The organism is Pseudoalteromonas sp. LC2018020214, from assembly GCF_016598755.1.
GTDB lineage: Bacteria > Pseudomonadota > Gammaproteobacteria > Enterobacterales > Alteromonadaceae > Pseudoalteromonas > Pseudoalteromonas distincta.
The window spans coordinates 1,295,771-1,315,077 of sequence record NZ_CP066804.1 but is presented as its reverse complement, the minus strand read 5'-3'; the positions used below and the strand labels follow the sequence as shown (position 1 = coordinate 1,315,077).

General features: G+C 39.8%; 7 protein-coding genes and 17 pseudogenes. 11 read left to right on the top strand and 13 right to left on the bottom strand.

Annotation, left to right across the window (positions count from 1 at the left end; all coding sequences use genetic code 11):
- Positions 1 to 176 precede the first annotated feature (176 nt).
- The 7 pseudogenes from JG479_RS05790 to JG479_RS05760 all read right to left on the bottom strand — a co-directional run bounded on the left by JG479_RS05790 (position 177) and on the right by JG479_RS05760 (position 6,195).
- A pseudogene (locus tag JG479_RS05790) lies at positions 177 to 972 on the bottom strand (putative porin).
- Between the two features lie 199 nt (positions 973 to 1,171).
- Positions 1,172 to 1,545, bottom strand: a pseudogene (locus JG479_RS05785) (PH domain-containing protein).
- Positions 1,545 to 2,451 (bottom strand): annotated as a pseudogene (locus JG479_RS05780) (ABC transporter ATP-binding protein). Before JG479_RS05780 ends, JG479_RS05785 begins: the two co-directional pseudogenes overlap by 1 nt.
- Positions 2,448 to 3,266 (bottom strand): annotated as a pseudogene (locus tag JG479_RS05775) (ABC transporter permease). Before JG479_RS05775 ends, JG479_RS05780 begins: the two co-directional pseudogenes overlap by 4 nt.
- Before the next feature lie 146 nt (positions 3,267 to 3,412).
- A pseudogene (locus tag JG479_RS05770) lies at positions 3,413 to 4,561 on the bottom strand (cystathionine beta-lyase).
- A gap of 40 nt (positions 4,562 to 4,601) precedes the next feature.
- Positions 4,602 to 5,520 (bottom strand): annotated as a pseudogene (nudC, locus tag JG479_RS05765) (NAD(+) diphosphatase).
- A 172-nt stretch (positions 5,521 to 5,692) separates the two neighbouring features.
- A pseudogene (locus JG479_RS05760) lies at positions 5,693 to 6,195 on the bottom strand (LabA-like NYN domain-containing protein).
- A gap of 149 nt (positions 6,196 to 6,344) precedes the next feature.
- On the opposite strand from JG479_RS05760, the pseudogene JG479_RS05755 reads away from it, so the two are divergent.
- Positions 6,345 to 6,950, top strand: a pseudogene (locus JG479_RS05755) (hypothetical protein).
- A 16-nt stretch (positions 6,951 to 6,966) separates the two neighbouring features.
- Positions 6,967 to 7,706, top strand: a pseudogene (locus JG479_RS20215) (DUF3307 domain-containing protein).
- A gap of 117 nt (positions 7,707 to 7,823) precedes the next feature.
- On the opposite strand, the pseudogene JG479_RS05745 reads toward JG479_RS20215, so the two are convergent.
- Positions 7,824 to 9,220, bottom strand: a pseudogene (locus JG479_RS05745) (DEAD/DEAH box helicase).
- Between the two features lie 200 nt (positions 9,221 to 9,420).
- Positions 9,421 to 10,258, bottom strand: a pseudogene (locus JG479_RS05740) (isopenicillin N synthase family dioxygenase).
- A gap of 266 nt (positions 10,259 to 10,524) precedes the next feature.
- Here JG479_RS05740 and JG479_RS20210 point away from each other — a divergent pair.
- A pseudogene (locus tag JG479_RS20210) lies at positions 10,525 to 11,731 on the top strand (bifunctional alpha/beta hydrolase/OsmC family protein).
- A gap of 58 nt (positions 11,732 to 11,789) precedes the next feature.
- On the opposite strand, the pseudogene JG479_RS05725 reads toward JG479_RS20210, so the two are convergent.
- Positions 11,790 to 12,556 (bottom strand): annotated as a pseudogene (locus JG479_RS05725) (alpha/beta hydrolase).
- 128 nt (positions 12,557 to 12,684) lie between these two features.
- Between JG479_RS05725 and JG479_RS05720 the strand changes: the two are divergent.
- Complete coding sequence (locus JG479_RS05720; protein WP_002959968.1) at positions 12,685 to 13,008, top strand: hypothetical protein; 324 nt, start codon at positions 12,685 to 12,687, stop codon at positions 13,006 to 13,008.
- Positions 13,009 to 13,080: 72 nt separating this feature from the next.
- Here JG479_RS05720 and JG479_RS05715 read toward each other — a convergent pair.
- The 3 genes and pseudogenes from JG479_RS05715 to aspS all read right to left on the bottom strand — a co-directional run bounded on the left by JG479_RS05715 (position 13,081) and on the right by aspS (position 15,816).
- A pseudogene (locus tag JG479_RS05715) lies at positions 13,081 to 13,676 on the bottom strand (pentapeptide repeat-containing protein).
- Between the two features lie 14 nt (positions 13,677 to 13,690).
- Positions 13,691 to 13,918: pseudogene (locus JG479_RS20205) on the bottom strand (hypothetical protein).
- Between the two features lie 98 nt (positions 13,919 to 14,016).
- Positions 14,017 to 15,816: an aspartate--tRNA ligase gene (gene aspS / locus JG479_RS05710; RefSeq protein WP_200220114.1), complete on the bottom strand. Its 1,800-nt coding sequence runs from the start codon at positions 15,814 to 15,816 to the stop codon at positions 14,017 to 14,019.
- A gap of 247 nt (positions 15,817 to 16,063) precedes the next feature.
- Between aspS and JG479_RS05705 the strand changes: the two are divergent.
- From JG479_RS05705 to JG479_RS20060, 7 genes and pseudogenes are all read left to right on the top strand, one after another.
- Positions 16,064 to 16,907 (top strand): annotated as a pseudogene (locus JG479_RS05705) (DUF72 domain-containing protein).
- 24 nt (positions 16,908 to 16,931) lie between these two features.
- A pseudogene (locus JG479_RS05700) lies at positions 16,932 to 17,433 on the top strand (M48 metallopeptidase family protein).
- Positions 17,434 to 17,630: 197 nt separating this feature from the next.
- Positions 17,631 to 17,867 (top strand): hypothetical protein, encoded by a 237-nt coding sequence (locus JG479_RS20080; RefSeq protein ID WP_234047886.1) that lies wholly within the window; start codon positions 17,631 to 17,633, stop codon positions 17,865 to 17,867.
- Between the two features lie 2 nt (positions 17,868 to 17,869).
- Complete coding sequence (locus tag JG479_RS20075; protein ID WP_234047885.1) at positions 17,870 to 18,100, top strand: hypothetical protein; 231 nt, start codon at positions 17,870 to 17,872, stop codon at positions 18,098 to 18,100.
- 54 nt (positions 18,101 to 18,154) lie between these two features.
- Entirely contained in the window at positions 18,155 to 18,487 is a 333-nt protein-coding gene (locus tag JG479_RS20070) for a hypothetical protein (protein WP_234047884.1), read from the top strand.
- On the top strand, positions 18,484 to 18,876 hold the full coding sequence (locus JG479_RS20065) for a YHYH protein (protein ID WP_325101149.1): 393 nt from the start codon (positions 18,484 to 18,486) through the stop codon (positions 18,874 to 18,876). Before JG479_RS20070 ends, JG479_RS20065 begins: the two co-directional genes overlap by 4 nt.
- Before the next feature lie 69 nt (positions 18,877 to 18,945).
- Positions 18,946 to 19,182, top strand: coding sequence for a hypothetical protein (locus JG479_RS20060; protein ID WP_234047883.1), 237 nt, complete (start codon positions 18,946 to 18,948; stop codon positions 19,180 to 19,182).
- The last annotated feature ends 125 nt before the right edge of the window (positions 19,183 to 19,307 follow it).

Sequence of the window (19,307 nt, the reverse complement as noted above, 5' to 3'; positions counted from 1 at the left end):
ATTTTTCAAAAATTTTTTACTTTTTAATTTTAAGAAAGCTACTTAGATGAGCAGAACAAAGACCGTAATCGCGGCTGGTAAAACTTTTTCCACGGTTAATTTAAGTTAAAAACAACAAAGCCCGCTAATTAAGCGGGCTTTTTAATACTCTTGTTTTAACTAAATCAGGGACTTAATTAAAACTGAAAACGCATGTTAGCAAAGTACGCATCGTTGTCAGAATCATCAGCGTTGTTTTCGTAACCCACCTTTACACCAATATTTTTATTGATGAAGTGCTGAGCACCAAAGCTGTAAGTGTCTTGCTTGTTGTAGTTAGCAAATACAGATGTTGCTTTTGAGAAGTAGTAGTTAGTTTCTACCCCCATTGGGTTTTCTGCGTCATCAATGCTTTCGTATTTACCTTCAAAAGTTAGGTAGTTACCTTGCTGTAAATCAATAAAGTATTTAGCAGCAACTGCACGGTAATCAAAATCGTCGTCTGATGTAAGTGTAACACCTACGTAATCTGTGCTGTTTAGCATGTAGTTGTAAGCTAAATCAAATAATGCGTAATCGTCGCCGTCTTTGTTTTCAACTAGTGTTACTTTTGCAAGTAAATCAGGGTTGAAAAAGTAACCACCCGTCAGTTTATAAAGCTCACTGTTAGAACCTGAATCTGGGTCTAGGTTTTCGTAAGATGCGCCAACAACAAATTCATTAATGAAGTATTCACCACCAACCGATGTTAAATCGCCAAAGTCGTCATCAGCGTAGCCACCATATACGTTAGTTTGTTTATTGATGTATTCAAACTGATCGTACGGACCTAAAGTTTTTTAGGAGATAAGTAGTAAATAGAATCTACAGCAACGGTGTCGTTGTTATCGCTATTTTTTTGTAGCTTAGGTTACTAATTGAATTATAGCTGTCTGCAGCAGCCGCAGTGCTAGATAATAAAATGCTCGAAATAATAACTGCTAATTTTTTCATTGTAAGACTTCCCTATGTACATTGCTTTTTATGCTCTAGCTGTATTGCTAAAGTCGAGGCACATGCTAACGTTAGGAAACTGAATGAAAACTTAACTAACCAGTTGTATTTATTAAGTTAATTGTAAGGAAGTGTTGTAAACTGTAAAATTAAAGTAGTTGCAACATCTAGTCAACAACTACTTAAAACATGTACCGTATTAAAGCGCGTGTTGGCTAATAATTCGGTAAACATCGTTAATATTATCGCCAGACTTAAACTCTTTACTAATTGGTGTTGGATCTGAGCCAACCCATATTTTTAGCTCGGCATCTAAGTCAAAGTGGCCTGCACTTTCTTTACTAAACTTGGTAATTTTAGAGTAAGCAATACTCACCATTTCCATTTTAGAACCGGTCATACCTTGCTTATCAATTAAGATTAAGCGCTTATTAGTAAAAATAAACATATCACGTACTACTTTATATGCTTTTTCTACTTGCTCGCCGTCAATTAATGTATTGGCAAGGATTTTTCTAAATCAGAATCGTCAACTTCGCTTGCATTACCCATAAGTCCGCTAAGTAAACCCATTATACTTTCTCCTGTTTAAATATTTGATTCTCTAACGTATGACCATTAACTAACTGCCGGTACTGCCAGTGTTGTTGATGACAAAAGCTCAGTAGTGCAATATCAAGTGGATCGCTCGTTGGCTGATACTCAACTACATATTCTTTATGTTGGCTCATATACACCCGGCTCACACCTGCAATTGCTTGAAGCTGTTGCTCAACATTTTGATAAGCCTCGCTTAGCATTAATGTATAAAAGTGTTTATCTGTATTATTAGTTTTTGTTTGATGCTCGCTTAGTACGCCTTTATCTAAATGAAGTACCTGTGAGCATAGTCGCTCAAGCTCAGTTAAGTCGAGAGCTTAAAATAAATGTAGCCTGTTCACTTAATTCTGATACCAGCTCACGTACTTCTCTGGCATGAATCGGATCAAGGCCTGCGGTTGCCTCATCAAGCATTACAATTTGTGGTGCGCCAATAAGTGCTTGCGCTATCGTAACGCGCTTGCGCATACCGTGCGATAAGTCCCCTGCACGCTGCTTTGCAATTTCTTTTAAGCCAACTAAATCAAGTACACGTAGCGCCTCAGTTTGGCTTTGCTTTGCCCCCATACCTTGTAGCTTTGCATAAAAGGCGAGTTGCTTATCTATATTAAAACGGGGGTCAAGTTGTGCATCTTGCGGTAATGCACTTACTTTATTAAATAAAGCAGCGCTACCAGGTTTGTGCCCTAATATTTCAAGGCTGCCTTTACTTGGCGCAATATAGCCGCACAACAAACTAAATAAGGTAGTTTTACCCGCACCATTTGGCCCAACAAGTGCCACTGGCGCGCCTTTGTTAATTTCAAAGTCCACATTATTAAGCGCAAGTTTTGCACCATACGATTTACTCAAACCGCTAGCTGTAATTAATGGTCTCATAGTGAGCTCCTTGCAAAAATACCTTGAGCAACGCTTAGTAATACCGCAGTTTGCACAAGGGGAATAGCCACAGCGCTCAATAATGGTAAATTTTGCCCCGCTAATAGCTCTATTTGCACACCCGGAAATAAATAATCAAGCAGGCCTAATGCGGGTATTTGCCATTGCAATAAACCAACTACAATACCGCCTGCTGCAAAATATAAAATTGCCAATACAATAGATAAACGTGATGAGCGAGCAAACGTATTAATTAACGTCATTAGTGCTACAAATGGGCACAGAATAACTAATAATAAAAAAATAGAAAGCGCACGGGCAAAACCAGCCAGTAAACTTGGCTCTCTAAAACCCAATACCGCGAGTGTAGCTACAAGCGTTATACCCACCAAACATGCTAATACTCCTAGCTGCCCTAAAAACGGCCAAACAGTATTTCAAAGCGAGTGGAGCGCAGTGATAAAAACCTTAGTGTGCCGCGCTCTCTATCGCCTACCGTTTGGTCGCTACAAATAAATAAACCAAAAACGGGAAAGCTATATAAGGCTATTAACCAGTACATAGCAAATTCGGCCTCAGGCCAATCAAGCAGCTTACTTAAACCAATGGAGCCTGATATATCACGGGCTATTTGCTCAAAATCGGGTGCACTTACAATGCCTACTGCCTGCCCTATTGGGTAGCGCAGTATTATTAGCCACCAATGCAAAGGCTGCTAATGCAATAAGTCCACGTTTTGTTAAAAACATACGTACAAGCTCAAATCCCGCTATTTGCGTTAATCGCCCTACGTTTATCGGTAATGGTGTTGCCATTGACTATCCTTAATGACTTTTTATTTTCTGTGTATTTATCCACACTAAGTGTAAACACCTTGAATTACCAGCAAAAAAAAAAAAGCCACCTATGGTGAGCTTTGTAACAATACATTTAAATGTAACAGCATAAATTGCGATATAAATTATAAATGCTGCTTATAAACCTCAAGTGCTTGGCTTAAATCGCTAATTAAATCTTCAACATCTTCAAGACCAATATGCAAGCGAATAACCGGGCCTAAATCCCAACCTGTATTTGAGCGCAACCCTTTCATGGTTAAATTAGCCGTTACCAAACTTTCAAAACCGCCCCACGAAAAGCCCATTTTAATATGCTCAAGGCTATCTAAAAATGCATCAATCGCTTTTTGATTGCCGGTTTTCATAACAAATGAAAACAATCCATTACTGCCATCAAAGTCACGTTTAAAGAACTCATGCCCCGGCAGCTTTCAAATGCAGGGTGTCGAATATGATCAACAAGCTCATGTTGCTCAAGCCATTTAGCTACTTCTATTGCTGCTTTTTCATGTTGATTTAAACGCACACCCATTGTACGCAGGCCTCTAAGTGCTAAATACGCATCATCAGCACTGGTACATTGCCCTAGTAAGTATGAGTTTTCGCGCAAGGTTGGCCAATACTTTTTATTAGCAACAGCCACCCCCATCATCACGTCTGAATGGCCAACAATATACTTTGTTGCAGCTTGAATACTAATATCAACACCGTGCTCTAACGGGCGATAATGCAGACCGTTACCGTAGGTATTATCAAGCATGGTCATTACGTTGTGCTCATTGGCTACTTTTACCATAGCGGGCACATCTTGCACTTCCATCGTAATAGAGCCGGAGATTCTAAAAACAACACTTTAGTATTTGGCTGAATGTAATCTTTAATACCTGCGCCAATGGTTGGCGGGTAATAGGTTGTTGTAATGCCCAGCCCCACTAAAATTTTATCGCAAAAATCGCGAGTTGGTTCGTACACGTTATCAACCATTAAAATATGATCACCGGTTTTTAAAAACGATAAAAATACTTGGCTGATCGCCGCAGCGCCACAAGGTACACAATGCACACCCTTCGCCGCCTTCAAGTTCTGTAATCGCTTCTTGTAGCGCAAAGTGTGTTGTTGTTCCTCGGCGCCCATAAAATAACGTTTTATCGCCACGGGTTTTAGCTGCTTCTTTTAAATCGGCTACAGTATCAAATACAATGGTAGATGCACGCTGTACAACGGGATTTACTACGCCATGTGTATAGGTTTTTTCGCCCTGATGATACCAGCTGAGTGTTTTATTACTTTTTTACTCGACATTGTTAATCCTTAAGGGTTTGTGCGCCAATGCTCAATTAAATAACGAGAGATAGAATCGGTTCTAGGCAGCTTTAAATGCTCGCCTTCTTCGTGCCAATTACCAAATTGCTCTAAGTCTTCACGACTAAACCATTTTGCATCGTCTAGCTCTTCTTTATCTACGTTAATTTGCTCAGATGTCGCCTGTGCAAAAAGCCAAGCATAATTGACGATGGGAACGGCCATGGCTGAGATGCAACATAACGTACGTTATCAACTTCTATGCCTGCCTCTTCTTTAACTTCACGCGCAACAGCTTGTTCTAGTGTCTCCCCGGGTCTACAAATCCAGCAAGCGATGAATACATACCAGTGGGCCACGCAGCTTGGCGACCTAATAAACAGCGTTCTACTCCGTCAGCAAAGACTTTAGTAACGACCATAATTACCGCAGGATCGGTGCGCGGGAATGTAGGATGCTTACAGTTTTCGTTTTCACATACACGAGAATGCCCGGCTTCCACTGAACGGTTTTTACTACCGCAGCGCCCACAAAAACGGTGCGTGGCATGCCAATAACATAGCCCTCTCGCAAGGGCGGCTATTGAGGCATATTTAATGGTTACTTGAGGCCCATATTGGCGAATATCAAAAAACTGAGCGCCCTCTATTAAAGGCGAAAGTACGCTTTCATCCAGATCAGAAACATCCAATGCAAACACACCATGTTTAGCATTGTTTAAACCAACAAAAATAGCACTCGTTAAATCTAAATGTGCCACTTGTTGATACGTTAAATAGCTTACTTTAGGGGTATCTTTAATAAATAGGGTTTGATTATTTTTAACTAAAACCCATTTACTTTGCGCCGACATTTGCGCTTTAAGCCACGATGGGTCTTTACGAAAATTTGAGCCTCTATCTAGTGGCATGTTGCTGTAATGAAGCATGTAAGTCCTTGGTAACTCGTTATGCTTTAAAATTACCATAATCATTTAGCAAACCCAATTGATTACAGTAATAAAAAAAGCCTATATAAGGCTTAATTCATCTATACGGCTTTTTATTAAAAATCTCTCATGTTGCAGGCACTTAGCTTGCACTTTTTAACTATTTTTACTGTTAAAGTAGCAAAGTATTATCAATTAAATGAAATTGCTCTGCGCTTTGTTTTAATACCTCAGCAGTTAACCTGTCAGCACCGTATACATCGCACGGTACATTATATTGATTTTTAAATGCCCAAGTAACAAAGCAAAGTCACCATCGCCAGAAAGCAAAATAACTTTATCAAGATTTTTACCCTGCTCTAACATGTCTATTGTTATGCCTACATCCCAATCGCCTTTAGCACTTCCATCACGGCGTTGAATAAATGGCTTTAGCTTTACGTCAAAACCAATCGCACGCAAAATATTTTGAAACTGATTTTGCTTTTCATCTCCTCGATAAATTGCATACGCAAAAGCACACTCAATATTGTATTGCGCCTCCATCATTCGCCAAAACGCATTGTAGTCAAAATTTTTCCCGTAACTCTCACGGCACGTGTAATAAATATTTTGCACATCAACAAAAATACCGACCCGTGGTTTCGTGCTTTGCTGCTCGTTTTGTAAAGTCATTTAGTGTCCTAGTGAGGATTAATAGCAATAGAAGTAACGTTATAAAATAAGTGTACCTTGCAATTTATATTTAAGTAACCTAAATTAGTTACATGCCCTTATGTAACCAATATTGGTTACATATTAAAAGTAACCATTTTGAGATTTTTATGATTGGTGTGATCAGCGGCGATATTATTAAATCGCAAACAATCCCTAAGCAGCAATACGATGCCATGCTTTATCAACTAGAGCAAAGTTTGCGAAACATTTCAGTGTGAGCAAACCCTTTGGAATATATACCGAGGCGATGCCTTTCAGTTACAAGTTAATAATCCTGAGCTCCTTTTTAAAATGCCATACTTGTATATTTACACCTTAAATCGTCAGGTTATGAACTACGGCAAAGCTTGGCGCTTGGGCAAATAGATAACCCACGCAGCGATATAAAAACAGCAACCGGTTCTGCTTTTACTCTTTCTGGGCAAGGCCTTGATAAAATAGGCAATCAACGCTTTGTTTTTAATATTAACGAGCAGCAGCTCGATGAAAGCTTAAATCTTAATTTAGCTTTTGCCGACGTATTGCTCACTAAAATCACACAAAAACAAGCAAATGCCCTGTACGTCTATTTAACATCACCAGACAACAGCCACGCGGCACTGGCTAAAGAGCTTAAAACAAGTCGCGAAAACGTAACCAAACTACTAAATTTAGCGCACTACCAACTTATAGAGCGCTTTATTAAGCACACACAACACGTTATAAAAATATAATTAAAGGAGGTGAATAATGGAATTTTCACTTTTACTGGTCGCGCTTATTATTGGCCACTTACTCGCTGATTTTTACTGGCAACCTATGAGTTGGGTAAACGACAGAAATACCCGTCACTTTAAAGCCAGTAAGCTTTATTTTCATGTACTAGTGCATGTAACAAACAAGCACTCATTATTACCCTGTGGGAATACACATTCGGGTGGCAGCAACTAAGCAGTGTTTTAATTGCCACGGCGAGCATTATGCTGAGCCATTACTTTATTGATATAGCTAAATCGTATTCTAATAAAGGCGTGGTGCCTTTTTACTAGATCAAATAGCGCACATACTCGTTATTATTGCGCTCAGTATTTGGCTAACTGATAACAGTAGCTTTATGGCTGCAATTAATAATATGCTCACTGATCCCAACATACTGTGGGTGGTATGCGGTTATTTAATTATTTTGAGTCCCAGCGCAGTATTTATAAGAATGATGTTAGAGCGTTTAACAAGTAACTTTTCAAGTACTGGTAGCTTACCACTTGCAGGGCAAACATAGGTATGTTGGAACGCGTACTTATGCTGAGCTTTATATTGCTTGACCAATTTGCAGGGCTGGGTTTTTTACTTGCCGCAAAGTCGGTATTTAGGTTTGGTGATTTAAGTGCAAGCAAAGATAAAAAACTTACCGAGTACGTTATGCTCGGCACACTACTTAGCGTAAGTGTGACTTTATTTGTCGGCTTGGTATTAACTATTTAATCAGCTAATGACAAATTACAGGCAATAAAAAACGCGCTACTTCTATTTATTCAAAAGAAGTAGCGCGTTTTTTGTATCAGCATTTAACTAAATTAATTAAACGCCAATATAATCATTAATAATGATTAATCGTTATTTGTGCGACGACGGCGTTGGCCATTACCGCCAACAGATTCACGCTTTGCCCATGGGTTTTGCGCGCTGTCATCTGTTTTAGCAGCTGGCTTTTTTTAGAACCACCACGGCGTGGGCCGGTACCATTACCACCATTGTTCGGTTTTTTACTGTTAGGGCTTGCTGCTATCAGATTTAGGCTTATTAAAAGGCTGCTTTTTCTTAGGCTTTTTAGCCGGCAGTGGGCGAGCATCTAATGCGCGTTCAGCTACTGGATTAATAGGCTCAAAACCGTCTTCTTCAGCACGTGGTATAAGCTCACCAATAAAGCGTTCAATACCGTATAAATCAACAGCATCATCAACCGTTACAAACGAAATCGCATGACCTGTTGCACCAGCGCGGCCTGTACGGCCAATACGATGAACATAATCTTCATATACGTTTGGTAAGTCGTAGTTAACAACATGCGGTAATTCAACAATGTCTAAACCACGTGCAACAATGTCTGTTGCTACTAATACGCGTACTTCACCACTTTTAAAACCATCAAGTGCTTTAACACGTGCGCCTTGTGATTTATTACCATGGATAGCCGCGCCTACAATGTCATCGCGTTCAAGTTTGTTTAACTAAGCGGTTAGCACCGTGCTTTGTACGGCTAAACACTAATACTTGTTGCCAATCGTTAGTGCGAATTAAGTGGCTTAGCAATGCTGTTTTACGTGTTTTATCTACCGCGTAAACGCACTGAGTAACACTTTTTGCAGTGGTATTTTTGCTGCAACTGAAATTTCAACTGGGTCATTAATTAACCCTTTTGCTAATGCTCGAATTTCATCTGAAAATGTAGCCGAAAACATCAAGTTTTGACGTTTAGCAGGCATTTTAGCAATTAAGCGTTTAATGTCGTGAATAAAGCCCATGTCTAACATGCGGTCAGCTTCATCGAGTACAAGCACTTCAACGCTATCAAATTTAACTGCATTTTGATTATGTAAGTCGATTAAACGACCCGGCGTTGCTACTAAAATATCAACACCTTTACGAAGACGCTGCATTTGTGGGTTAATTTTAACGCCACCGTAAACTACAAATGAGCTCACATCAGAATGCTTAGCGTACTCTTCAACGTTTTCGCTTACTTGCAAAGCAAGTTCACGTGTAGGCGTTAAAATAAGCGTACGTACGTGATTCTTTTAGCTTTAGGACCCGACGACAAGCGCTCAATAAGTGGTAATGTAAAACCCGCTGTTTTACCTGTACCTGTTTGCGCTGCTGCCATAACGTCACGGCGTTCAATAATTGCAGGAATTGCTTGAGCCTGAATCGGCGTTGGCGTTTCATAGCCCTTTTCTAAAACCGCATTAACCAAAGACTGTGATAAACCTAAACCTTCAAAACTCATATAAACTCTCTTTTAAATTAGGCTACGTTAGCCAGTTGCGCGCATTATACCTGTAGTAGCTAAGAATGCATGCCATTATTTACGTTGCGAGCAATTGAGCATAGCTTAATAAAATTAAACCTGTGCTCAAGTTGTTTAAAAATGCAAAAAACGGCCATAAGCCGTTTTTTGTTTATACTGAATTACTCTAAGTATTAGAGTTACTTAACACCTAACTCACGCAAACGTTCTTGCAAGTAGCTATCAGCCGTGTAGCGCTCTGAAAGCACAACATCTGGATGCGGGTGTAAAATAACGGTAATGAAATACGCGATTTAGTAGATGCTTTACCCGTTGGGTTAATTACACGGTGAATTGTCGATGGGAAATACCCGCCCGACGCTTCTTGTAGCATGTCGCCGATATTAATAATTAAGCTACCAAAATCACATGGCACGTCTAACCAACCGCCATCTGTTTTTTGAACTTGTAAACCAGGCTCATTAGAAGCTGGTAATACAGTTAATAAATTAATATCGCCATGGGCTGCTGCGCGAATAGCACTGTGCTCTTCATCACCCGTCATTGGTGGGTAATGTAGGATACGTAACAATGTTTGCTCAGAATCGGCAATCATGTCTTTTAAATCAATCGAAAACTTAGCACGTACATCAGCTGGTGCTTCAGCCTGAACCCAGCTTAATAATGTGCCAGCAAATTCACTTGCTAAACGGTAGTATTGACGTACATCAGCTTCAAGCTGGGCAGGAACGCGACCTTTAGGGTACACATGAAAGTACTCTTTAATGTCTTATTGTAAAGCCTTTCGCTACTTCAGATACTGAAGGCGGAAAGTAACCGTCTTGAGTTTCTTTAGAGAATAAAAAGTCGTGCTTTTGCTCTGAGTTAAAAAAGTCTTGCCAATTTTTGTAAATAGACTCAACTAAAGACTGTGGGATTGGGTGGTTTTTTAAAAACGCCAAATCCAGTATTTCTTAACGATTCAACAAATTGTGCAGCCGCATCGGGAGCTTTATAATCAACAGTAGGTAATTGCATTGTACGTTCCAGTGAATAGGTTGTGTGAAGTGAGTTGCTTTTAATAGTGCTAAATTACTTATATAAAGTAGCAAAGCCTTCATTATAGCGCTATGTGAGGATAGACAAATGACCTCAAAAACATAAGGACATATGTCCGCAAAACATAGTCACCGTCACTTTGCTTGATCAAGATCAACTAATAAAAAACGTTGAATTTGCAAGGTTTAGTAACTATCTCTGGTCTACTATTAGAATATATTTTATTTGTGTAAATAAGGCTCCCCATGCGACAAAAAGTATCTTTTAAAAGCGGCGATTTAGAACTTGCCGGCCAACTTGAACTTCCCTCTGGTGACGTTAAGTTTTACGCGCTATTTGCACACTGCTTCACATGCGGTAAAGACATTGCAGCAGCTACACGGATTAGCCGTGCACTCACACAACAAGGTATCGCCGTACTACGTTTCGACTTTACCGGTTTAGGTAATAGTGATGGCGACTTTGCTAACAGTAACTTTTCATCAAACATTCAAGATTTAGTATCTGCGGCAAATCATTTACGTGAGCATTTTGCTCCGCCGCAACTACTCATTGGCCACAGTTTAGGCGGGGCAGCCGTTCTTGCTGCTGCTGAGCATATTCCTGAAGTATCGGCTATTACAACCATTGGCGCACCGTCAGACGCGCAGCACGTAGCGCATAACTTTGAAGCACACCTTGATGAAATTAACGCAGCAGGTGAAGCTAAAGTTAACTTAGCTGGTCGTGAATTTACCATTAAAAAGCAATTTATTGACGATATAGCCAAGTACGATAAAAGCCATATTAGTAAACTTAAGCGCGCATTATTAGTAATGCACTCCCCTATTGATGCGACTGTAAATATTAGTGAAGCTGAAAAAATTTATGCATCAGCTAAGCATCCTAAAAGCTTTATTAGCCTAGATAACGCCGATCACCTTTTAACAAATAAAAACGATGATGCCGACTACGCTGCACAAATAATTGCAACGTGGGCAAACCGTTATGTTAAGTACGACAAAAAACTAAATACACGGCAAGTTTAACGGGTGGAAATGTACTTGTTGAAGAAAAAGACCATGTATTTACTCAGCACGTAAGTACAAAAGATCATACTTGGCTTGCAGATGAACCAATAAAAGTAGGCGGTAAAAACTTAGGCCCCGATCCGTATCATCACTTATTAGCGGGGCTTGGTGCCTGTACGGCCATGACACTACGTATGTACGCTACACGTAAAAACTACCACTGGAGCGATTTAAAGTAGAACTTGATCACACTCGCGATTACAACAAAGATTGCGACGATTGTGAGCAAACCGGTAACCTTGAAGCCATTACCCGTAAAATCACCTTACGTGGCGACTTAACTGAGCCAGAGCGTCAGCGTTTACTCGAAATAGCCGACAAATGCCCAGTGCATAAAACACTACACAATAACCCAGTTATTGTAAGTGAACTGGTAGAATAACTGCCGTGAAATTAATATAGCGCAGGTAACACTGCGCTGTGATTTAACTTTTATAAACCTAATTTTTACTATCTAAAAATCCCTCTACTTCTTTTTCATTCTATCCACCAGCCATTTTGGCCCGCCATCGTACATATCGTTATGATGCGATTTTTCTATCATTATTTGCGTAACAGGAAACTTATTCAGCTCTGAATCGTTTAACAGCACATTCGCATCAGCTGGGTAATCACTACCGCGTAGAGTAAGTACGCGAATGTTTTTATTGCGCGGGATCAACATGCGGCGATGATCAAGCGTAATAATTTGGCTAACTTCGTTTGGATAAATAGAGCCATATAATGCGGAAATATCCCCGCCGTTTGAGTGCCCAAATAAGGTGAGTTTTGTAAAGTCGTATGCTGGGTATTTACTCGATAGCTCATTAACTAAAAACTTAAGCGTTACTACGCCACGATGCCAGTTTTCCATGCGAGTTGTTAAGTAAGGCTGCTCACGATTAAGATCAGGGTCACTTTTTAGCTCATGTGCAACGGCTATTGTTAAATATCCACGCTGATTAAACGCATTACTGGCAAATGTATACCCGTTATGGCTAATCCCGTAACCTGCGTTAATAAACGCTACAGAGCATTTTGCTTGCGCTGTACACTTAGCATTGTTACTTGGCAATGTAATATTAATAGCAATAGTGCGATTGCGGCTTTCATCAGTTATAACGCCATCGTTTGCATAGCTTGTTGCGCTTATTGCTGATGTGCTTATAACTGATGCACTTAGAGCTAGTGCGCTTAAACATAAAAGCTTTTTAGGTGTTTTTTGCATATTTAAACTTATATAAATTATTGTTTTTAATTAAAAATAATTTTTACTTTATAGGTTTGCATTCTCTATTGTCAAACTATGCGATAATGGCCGCCATTGTTTAAATATATTTAGTAAAAGATCAATAAATGAAATCATACAATAGCATTCAAGAACGTATAGAAATTTTAGAAGACAAACTAACGGCAATACATGACGAAATCGAAACACTAAAAACCCCTGCTAAAAACAACAATGAACGTATTATTTTTAAGTTTATTGAAACAGGCAGCACAGGTAAAACGAAGGATTTTGTTCGTGAGTTAGGTATTAAATCACCACGTGACGGTTTGTTTTCATCAGGTGACGTTACAAAACTAATTAAAGATGGCGCTGAAGATATTTCACCTGCGTTATTAGAAATCGCAAGACAGCTTGCCAGTGCACGTAATAAAAATGGCCCTAGCCGTTAATTACATAGTCACGCAGTATCTAGAAGCCCAGCCAAGCTGCCGCTTCTAGATATGTAATCATATTAAACTAAATTAATCACATAGTTCTATATTAAGGCTGGTAAGCAAGTTTAGTGCTTCGAAGCGATCAAACTTAGCATTCGCTAAAATATTATTATTCAAATCTATATTAAATGCTGTAGCACCTACAAAATCACATTTTGTTAAGTTAGTTTGAAAAAACTCACTATCGCGAAAATCTGTTCCTGTAAATTCACTACCCCTTAAATCAGCGTGTCTAAAATCAACATTTTTGGCAAAACAGTGTGTTAATTTGAGGGCTTTGAGGGTTAATTCAAAAAAGAACTATTACTGAGCTCGCAATAATTAAAACTCACCGGTGCGTTAATACTAAGCGCTGGCCAATCCACGTCAGTCCATTGCAGACTATTTAATTTACAGTGGCTAAAAGTTACATTTTCAAGTGAACTGTAGTTCCATTTAAGTGACGATAAATTACAGTTTTTAAAACTGCATTCTATAAACCGGCAATTTTTAAACTGCCCGCCTGAAAAGTCGCAATCGGTAAATGTGCACTCTTCAAACTCAGAATTTTCAGTTAGTTGCTCTTCGTGCTGCAAAGCATTAAATTGCTCGTCGAAGTAGTGATTATTATTTGAAATTGACACTATTAACCTAGTTTTTAATGGGCATAGACGCTATTTTTAGGTAAATCTTTTTAAGCGCAAGCACTGCAATAAAAATCAAAGCAAATAGTGGAAATAGCGCTAAACAGCCACCCACAAAAGCTAAAACCCCGGCATAGTACTTTTACGCTTACCTATTTTGTAGCTAATTACAGCAAAAATAGGAATACTCAGCACAATAAAAAAACTAAGAACTCACCAAATAAGGTTGCATTGATCGACATAATAATTCCTTTTTCGTCTGTTCGGTTAAAATACACTCTGCTGCAAATTTAACCACAAAAAACCCTAAGCATATAACTTAAGGGTTTTTAAATTTAGCTCAATAAGCTAAATAAAAATTACTCTTCGCTAGGTGTATCGCTTTTTCAACAACACTAATTGCAAGCTCAGCTAACGAATCCATATTAGGCTTACTAGGCGCGTTAGTTAATAAACACGACGCTTGTGTTGTTTTAGGGAAAGCAATAACGTCACGAATGTTATCGGTACCACATAAAAGCATTGCTAAACGGTCAAGACCAAATGCTAAACCAGCATGTGGTGGTGTACCGTATTTAAGTGCATCAAGTAAAAAGCCAAACTTGTCTTGTTGCTCTTGCTCGTTAATACCTAAAATTCTAAATGCAGTTTCTTGCATATCTGCATTATGAATACGTACCGAACCGCCACCCACTTCGTAGCCGTTTAATACCATATCGTAGGCATCTGAAATAGCTGCAGCAGGGTTTGCTTCAAGCTCACTTGCAGTAATATCTTTTGGTGCAGTGAATGGATGATGCACAGCATGTAATGTGCCCTCGTCATCTTCTTCAAACATTGGGAAGTCTACAACCCAAAGTGGTGCCCAGCTATCAAGGTTAGTGATTTCTAAGTCAACACCAATCTTAACGCGCAGTGCGCCCATTGCTTCATTTACTGTGTTGCGCTTATCGGCACCAAATAAAATGATATCGCCAGACTGAGCATTAGTACGCTCAAGTAATTTAGTAATTACGTCTTCGCTTAAAAACTTAGCCACTGGTGATTGAACACCTTCAGCGCCTGCAGTGTGGTCATTTACTTTCATCCACGCCATACCTTTAGCGCCGTAAATACCAATAAACTTAGTGTAATCGTCAAGCTGTTTACGAGAAAGCTTAGCGCCACCCGGTACAGTTAATACAGCAACGCGACCTTTTTCGTCGTTAGCTGGACCTGAGAAAACATTAAACTCTACGTCTTTAACTAAATCTGCAACATCAACTAACTTCATTGGGTTACGTAAATCTGGCTTATCAGAACCGTAAAGGCTCATTGCCTCGCTGTAAGGCATGATTGGAAAATCGCCTAAATCAACGTTTAACAATGTTTGCCACATCTCGCGGATCATTTTTTCAGTCATACCACGTACTTGATCAGAGCTCATGAACGAGGTTTCTATATCTATTTGGGTAAATTCTGGTTGGCGATCGGCACGTAAATCTTCATCACGGAAACATTTAACAATTTGGTAGTAACGGTCAAAACCCGACATCATCAACAATTGCTTAAATAACTGTGGAGACTGTGGTAAAGCGTAAAAACTACCTTTATGAACGCGGCTTGGCACTAAGTAATCGCGTGCGCCTTCTGGCGTTGCTTTAGTTAGTACAGGTGTTTCGATGTCTAAAAAGCCGTTTTCATCTAAAAAGCGACGAACAAAGCTACTTGCTTTAGCACGTAATTTAATACGGTCACTCATTTCTAGACGACGTAGGTCTAAGTAGCGGTATTTTAAACGACGCTCTTCTGAGTTTACTTGGTTAAAATCAAGTGGAAGCGGTTCAGAGCGGTTAATAATTGTAAGCTCAGTACCTAAAACTTCAATTTCACCTGTTGCCATATCTTTATTTACTTGGCTATCAGGGCGTGCACGTACAGTACCTTTTAGCTGAACACAAAATTCTTGGCGAAGTGTGTTAGCAGAACTCATTAACTCTTCAATGTCAGAGTCGAATACAACTTGTACTAAACCTTCTCTATCGCGTAAATCGACAAAGATAAGTCCACCAAGGTCACGTCGTTTGTTGATCCAGCCACATAGTTCAACTTCTTGATCTACGTGAGTTTTATTTAGCTGTCCGCAATATATAGAGCGCATAGTTTTCCTGTCAGATAAAAGGCTTAAACGGTTATATTTATTTGTTTTAAGGCGTGTGATTTAAAAAACAGGTCACCACAATACAAATAAAGCCGCTAGCAATCTAAAAATAATCAAATTAAGCCCTGCATTATACCCAAGTAGTATCAAGATGCTAGGGCGTGTGCCGCTTTTGCCCCTGAATTTACAGCAGCTCGTTTTGTTATTTGCTACACTATCGCCACTTTATAATAAGGCGCTAGTTTGTATGTTATATATTGGATGCCCGCAGTGGTCGAGTAATGCATGGAAAGGCAATTTATTTTCAAGCCAATGTAAAAACGCCGATATGCTTAGCCAATACGCCCAGCATTTTAACTCAGTTGAAGGCAATACCAGCTTTTACGCTGACCCATCGCCAAGTACCGTATTGCGCTGGGCAAACAGCGTACCCGATGATTTTAAATTTACGTTTAAGTTTAATCGTCGCTTTAGCCACGAGCTGCATCTTACTAATGTTCAAACCGAGCTTACTGATTGGCTTAACTTGTTCTCCCCTATTTTAGGAAAAACCGGGCAAATCATGCTGCAATTACCTAAAGCATTTGGCCCCGTGACTTACCCAAACTCGCACAATTTATTAGCCTATTACCAAAAGAGGTTAATTACGGTGTAGAGGTACGTCATACTGCGTTTTTCCAAAAGGGCGAAGCCGAAATAGCACTTAATCAGTTATTAATGGCACATAACATAAATCGCATATCGATGGATACTCGCGCCCTATTTGCGGTAAAACCAACAACCGAGCACTAATAGATGCACAGCAAAAAAGCCCCATTTACCGGTACATGCAATAGCTACTGGCTCAGAGCCTATGGCGCGCTTTGTAATAGCCGATTTACAAAACGACTATAAACCCTTTTATAAACCGTGGCTGAGTAAAGTAAAACAATGGCTTGATGAAGGAAAAACCCCTTATTTGTTTTTTCATACGGCAGATAACCGAGAAGCGCCATTAGCAAGGCAGTTTTTGCAAAGACCTTGGTTATGATCACAAAGCATTAAACCCATTTACTGGCGAAAAAGAAGCCCACCAGCCAGCACTTTTTTAAAAGTAAAACGACAGAGAAACAATAATGAGTGAATACGCACGTTACTTTACCGGCTACCCAGCTAACATTGTTGAGCAAGTATTAAGCCTTATAGATAACAACAAGGTATGTGACTACTTACTTAAAAAGTATCCGCTAGCACATACCATTACTAGCGATAAACTACTTTATAGCTATGCAACCGAGCTTAAAAACAATATTTAAAAATGCACCACCGTTTGGTCGCACTGCTTTTAAAAAGCAAGGCGACATGGTCACCAATGCACTTGGTACACATACGTATCGAATGCAAGGTAAAACCCGTAAACACGATTTAGCGATAAACAGCGACTTGCTGCGCGCTCCCGAGCCATTATTAAAAGCGTTAGTGGTACATGAGCTCGCCCACTTTAAAGAAAAAAAAGATCACAACAAAGGCTTTTATCAGCTTTGCTGCCATATGGAGCCGAGTTACCACCAGCTAGAGTTAGATTTAAGAATTTTTTGTGTGTAGTCGCAATGGGTGAAAAATCCTTATTTAAAATAAGGATTTTAGCGTTATTTAACTGAGTGAAAATAAAGCCCATGCTTAAGTTAATGTTTCCTTCCATACCCAGTCTTTTATCCCCGTAAGCAGCTCACAACTTAACGCCAGCCCTTAATAAAAAAAGTTTAAAACTACATAATTGCCCTACATTTGAGAACTACACTCTTAAAAGTTAATTTAATCTTTGGAGTTTTTAAATGATGAAAAATACCCATGCCATTTTACTCAGTGCACTGTGCTGCTTAACCTTAAGTGCCTGCAACGAGCAAAACAGCCAATCACTTGAACAATCAAACCTCAATGATTTTACTCTAACCAGCTCAAAAGTAAGTGATGGCGGTAATTTGCCTATTACTTATACATGCGATGGGCAAAGCATTAGCCCCCACTTAACTGGAGTGGAGCACCTAAGGCAACCAAATATTATGCGTTAATTATGGATCATAAAGCGCCAGAGGGAATGCATTGGTATTGGACCATGTACAATATTGCCGCCGATAAAACACAAATTAAAGCGGGCGAAACTCTCGGTGAAGTGGGCTCTAATAGCATAAACGATTTAAACCAATACGCGCCGCCTTGCTCTAAAGGCCCAGTGAAAAAAGCTATACTTATACTGTGTACGCGTTATCTGCACCGGTTACCTTTAATAGCGATACAAAGGTGAGATCGCTCAGCATTACTCGCTGCTGTAAAAGATATTACGCTCGATACTGCAAGTATGACGGTTAAATACTCGCGAAGCGCCAGTAGCGCCGAACACAAACCTAATACAAGACCAAAACCAAATGAGCAACCAAAGCCTGATAAATCATATTTAACCGCTAACGTAAAATCACCTCGTTGCGATGCTATTACACAATCAGTGAGTAATGCAGGGTTTGATAAAAGCGTATCTGTTACGTGCGATGAGCAATATGCTTATATTGCCTCACCTACTTATCCTGATCATGAAGTAATGACTGGTATTACAGGTACTAACGAGCAAATACCCGTTCCAGCTAAAGACTACGTAGCACCTATAAAGCTAAACCCGAAAAAGCAAAAACAATAACAACAATTGATGCAGCCGTAGGTGTTGCCGTTAATGGCGTACCAATATACGACTATTCTTCGCAAGGTGAGTTGGACGTAAATAGCTACGATGAAAAACACGACACGTTAGCACTCGGACAGTTAGATATATGTGGCGGACACGCAGGACGAGGTGATGACTACCATTATCATGTATCGCCAACGTGTATGATTGACACAATGAAAAACCAAACAAGCGATGCCATTATTGGTTGGGCTTACGATGGTTACCCGCTGTATGGCAGTAAAAACCCAGACGGCAGTGCAATTGCCAAAGGTGACCTTGATGTATGTAACGGACAAACCGACGACACATTTGGCTATCGCTACTCGCATCAGCTACGCCGCCGTATATATTATTCAGTTTAGTAGGTGAAGTAGATACAGCTAAATTACCAAGAGTGGCACCACTGGTGGCGATACTCAATAAGAGCCGACTTGCGCCCGCCACAAGGCGGCGTTGAAAACCTAACGCACACAATCTCTGAAAACGGCAGCCGTACAATGAGCTACTCATACAAAGGCGAGAACTACTTTACCACCTACAGCCCTGCATCACAGGGAAAAGACTGCTATAGCTTTAAACAAAAAAAACCATCAGTAATGGTGGCAAAGTTCAAACAGGTACATTTTGTAGAGGTCCGCACCAAATCACCTTACTCCTACAGTCACTAAGCAAAATACAAATCCTGCCATTACAGGCAAGCATAACTTAAAGCTAGAAGCATGGGCTGATAACTGGTTTACAGCCTACATAGGCGAGCAGTTACTTGTTGAAGATTCTGTGCCTATAACTACAG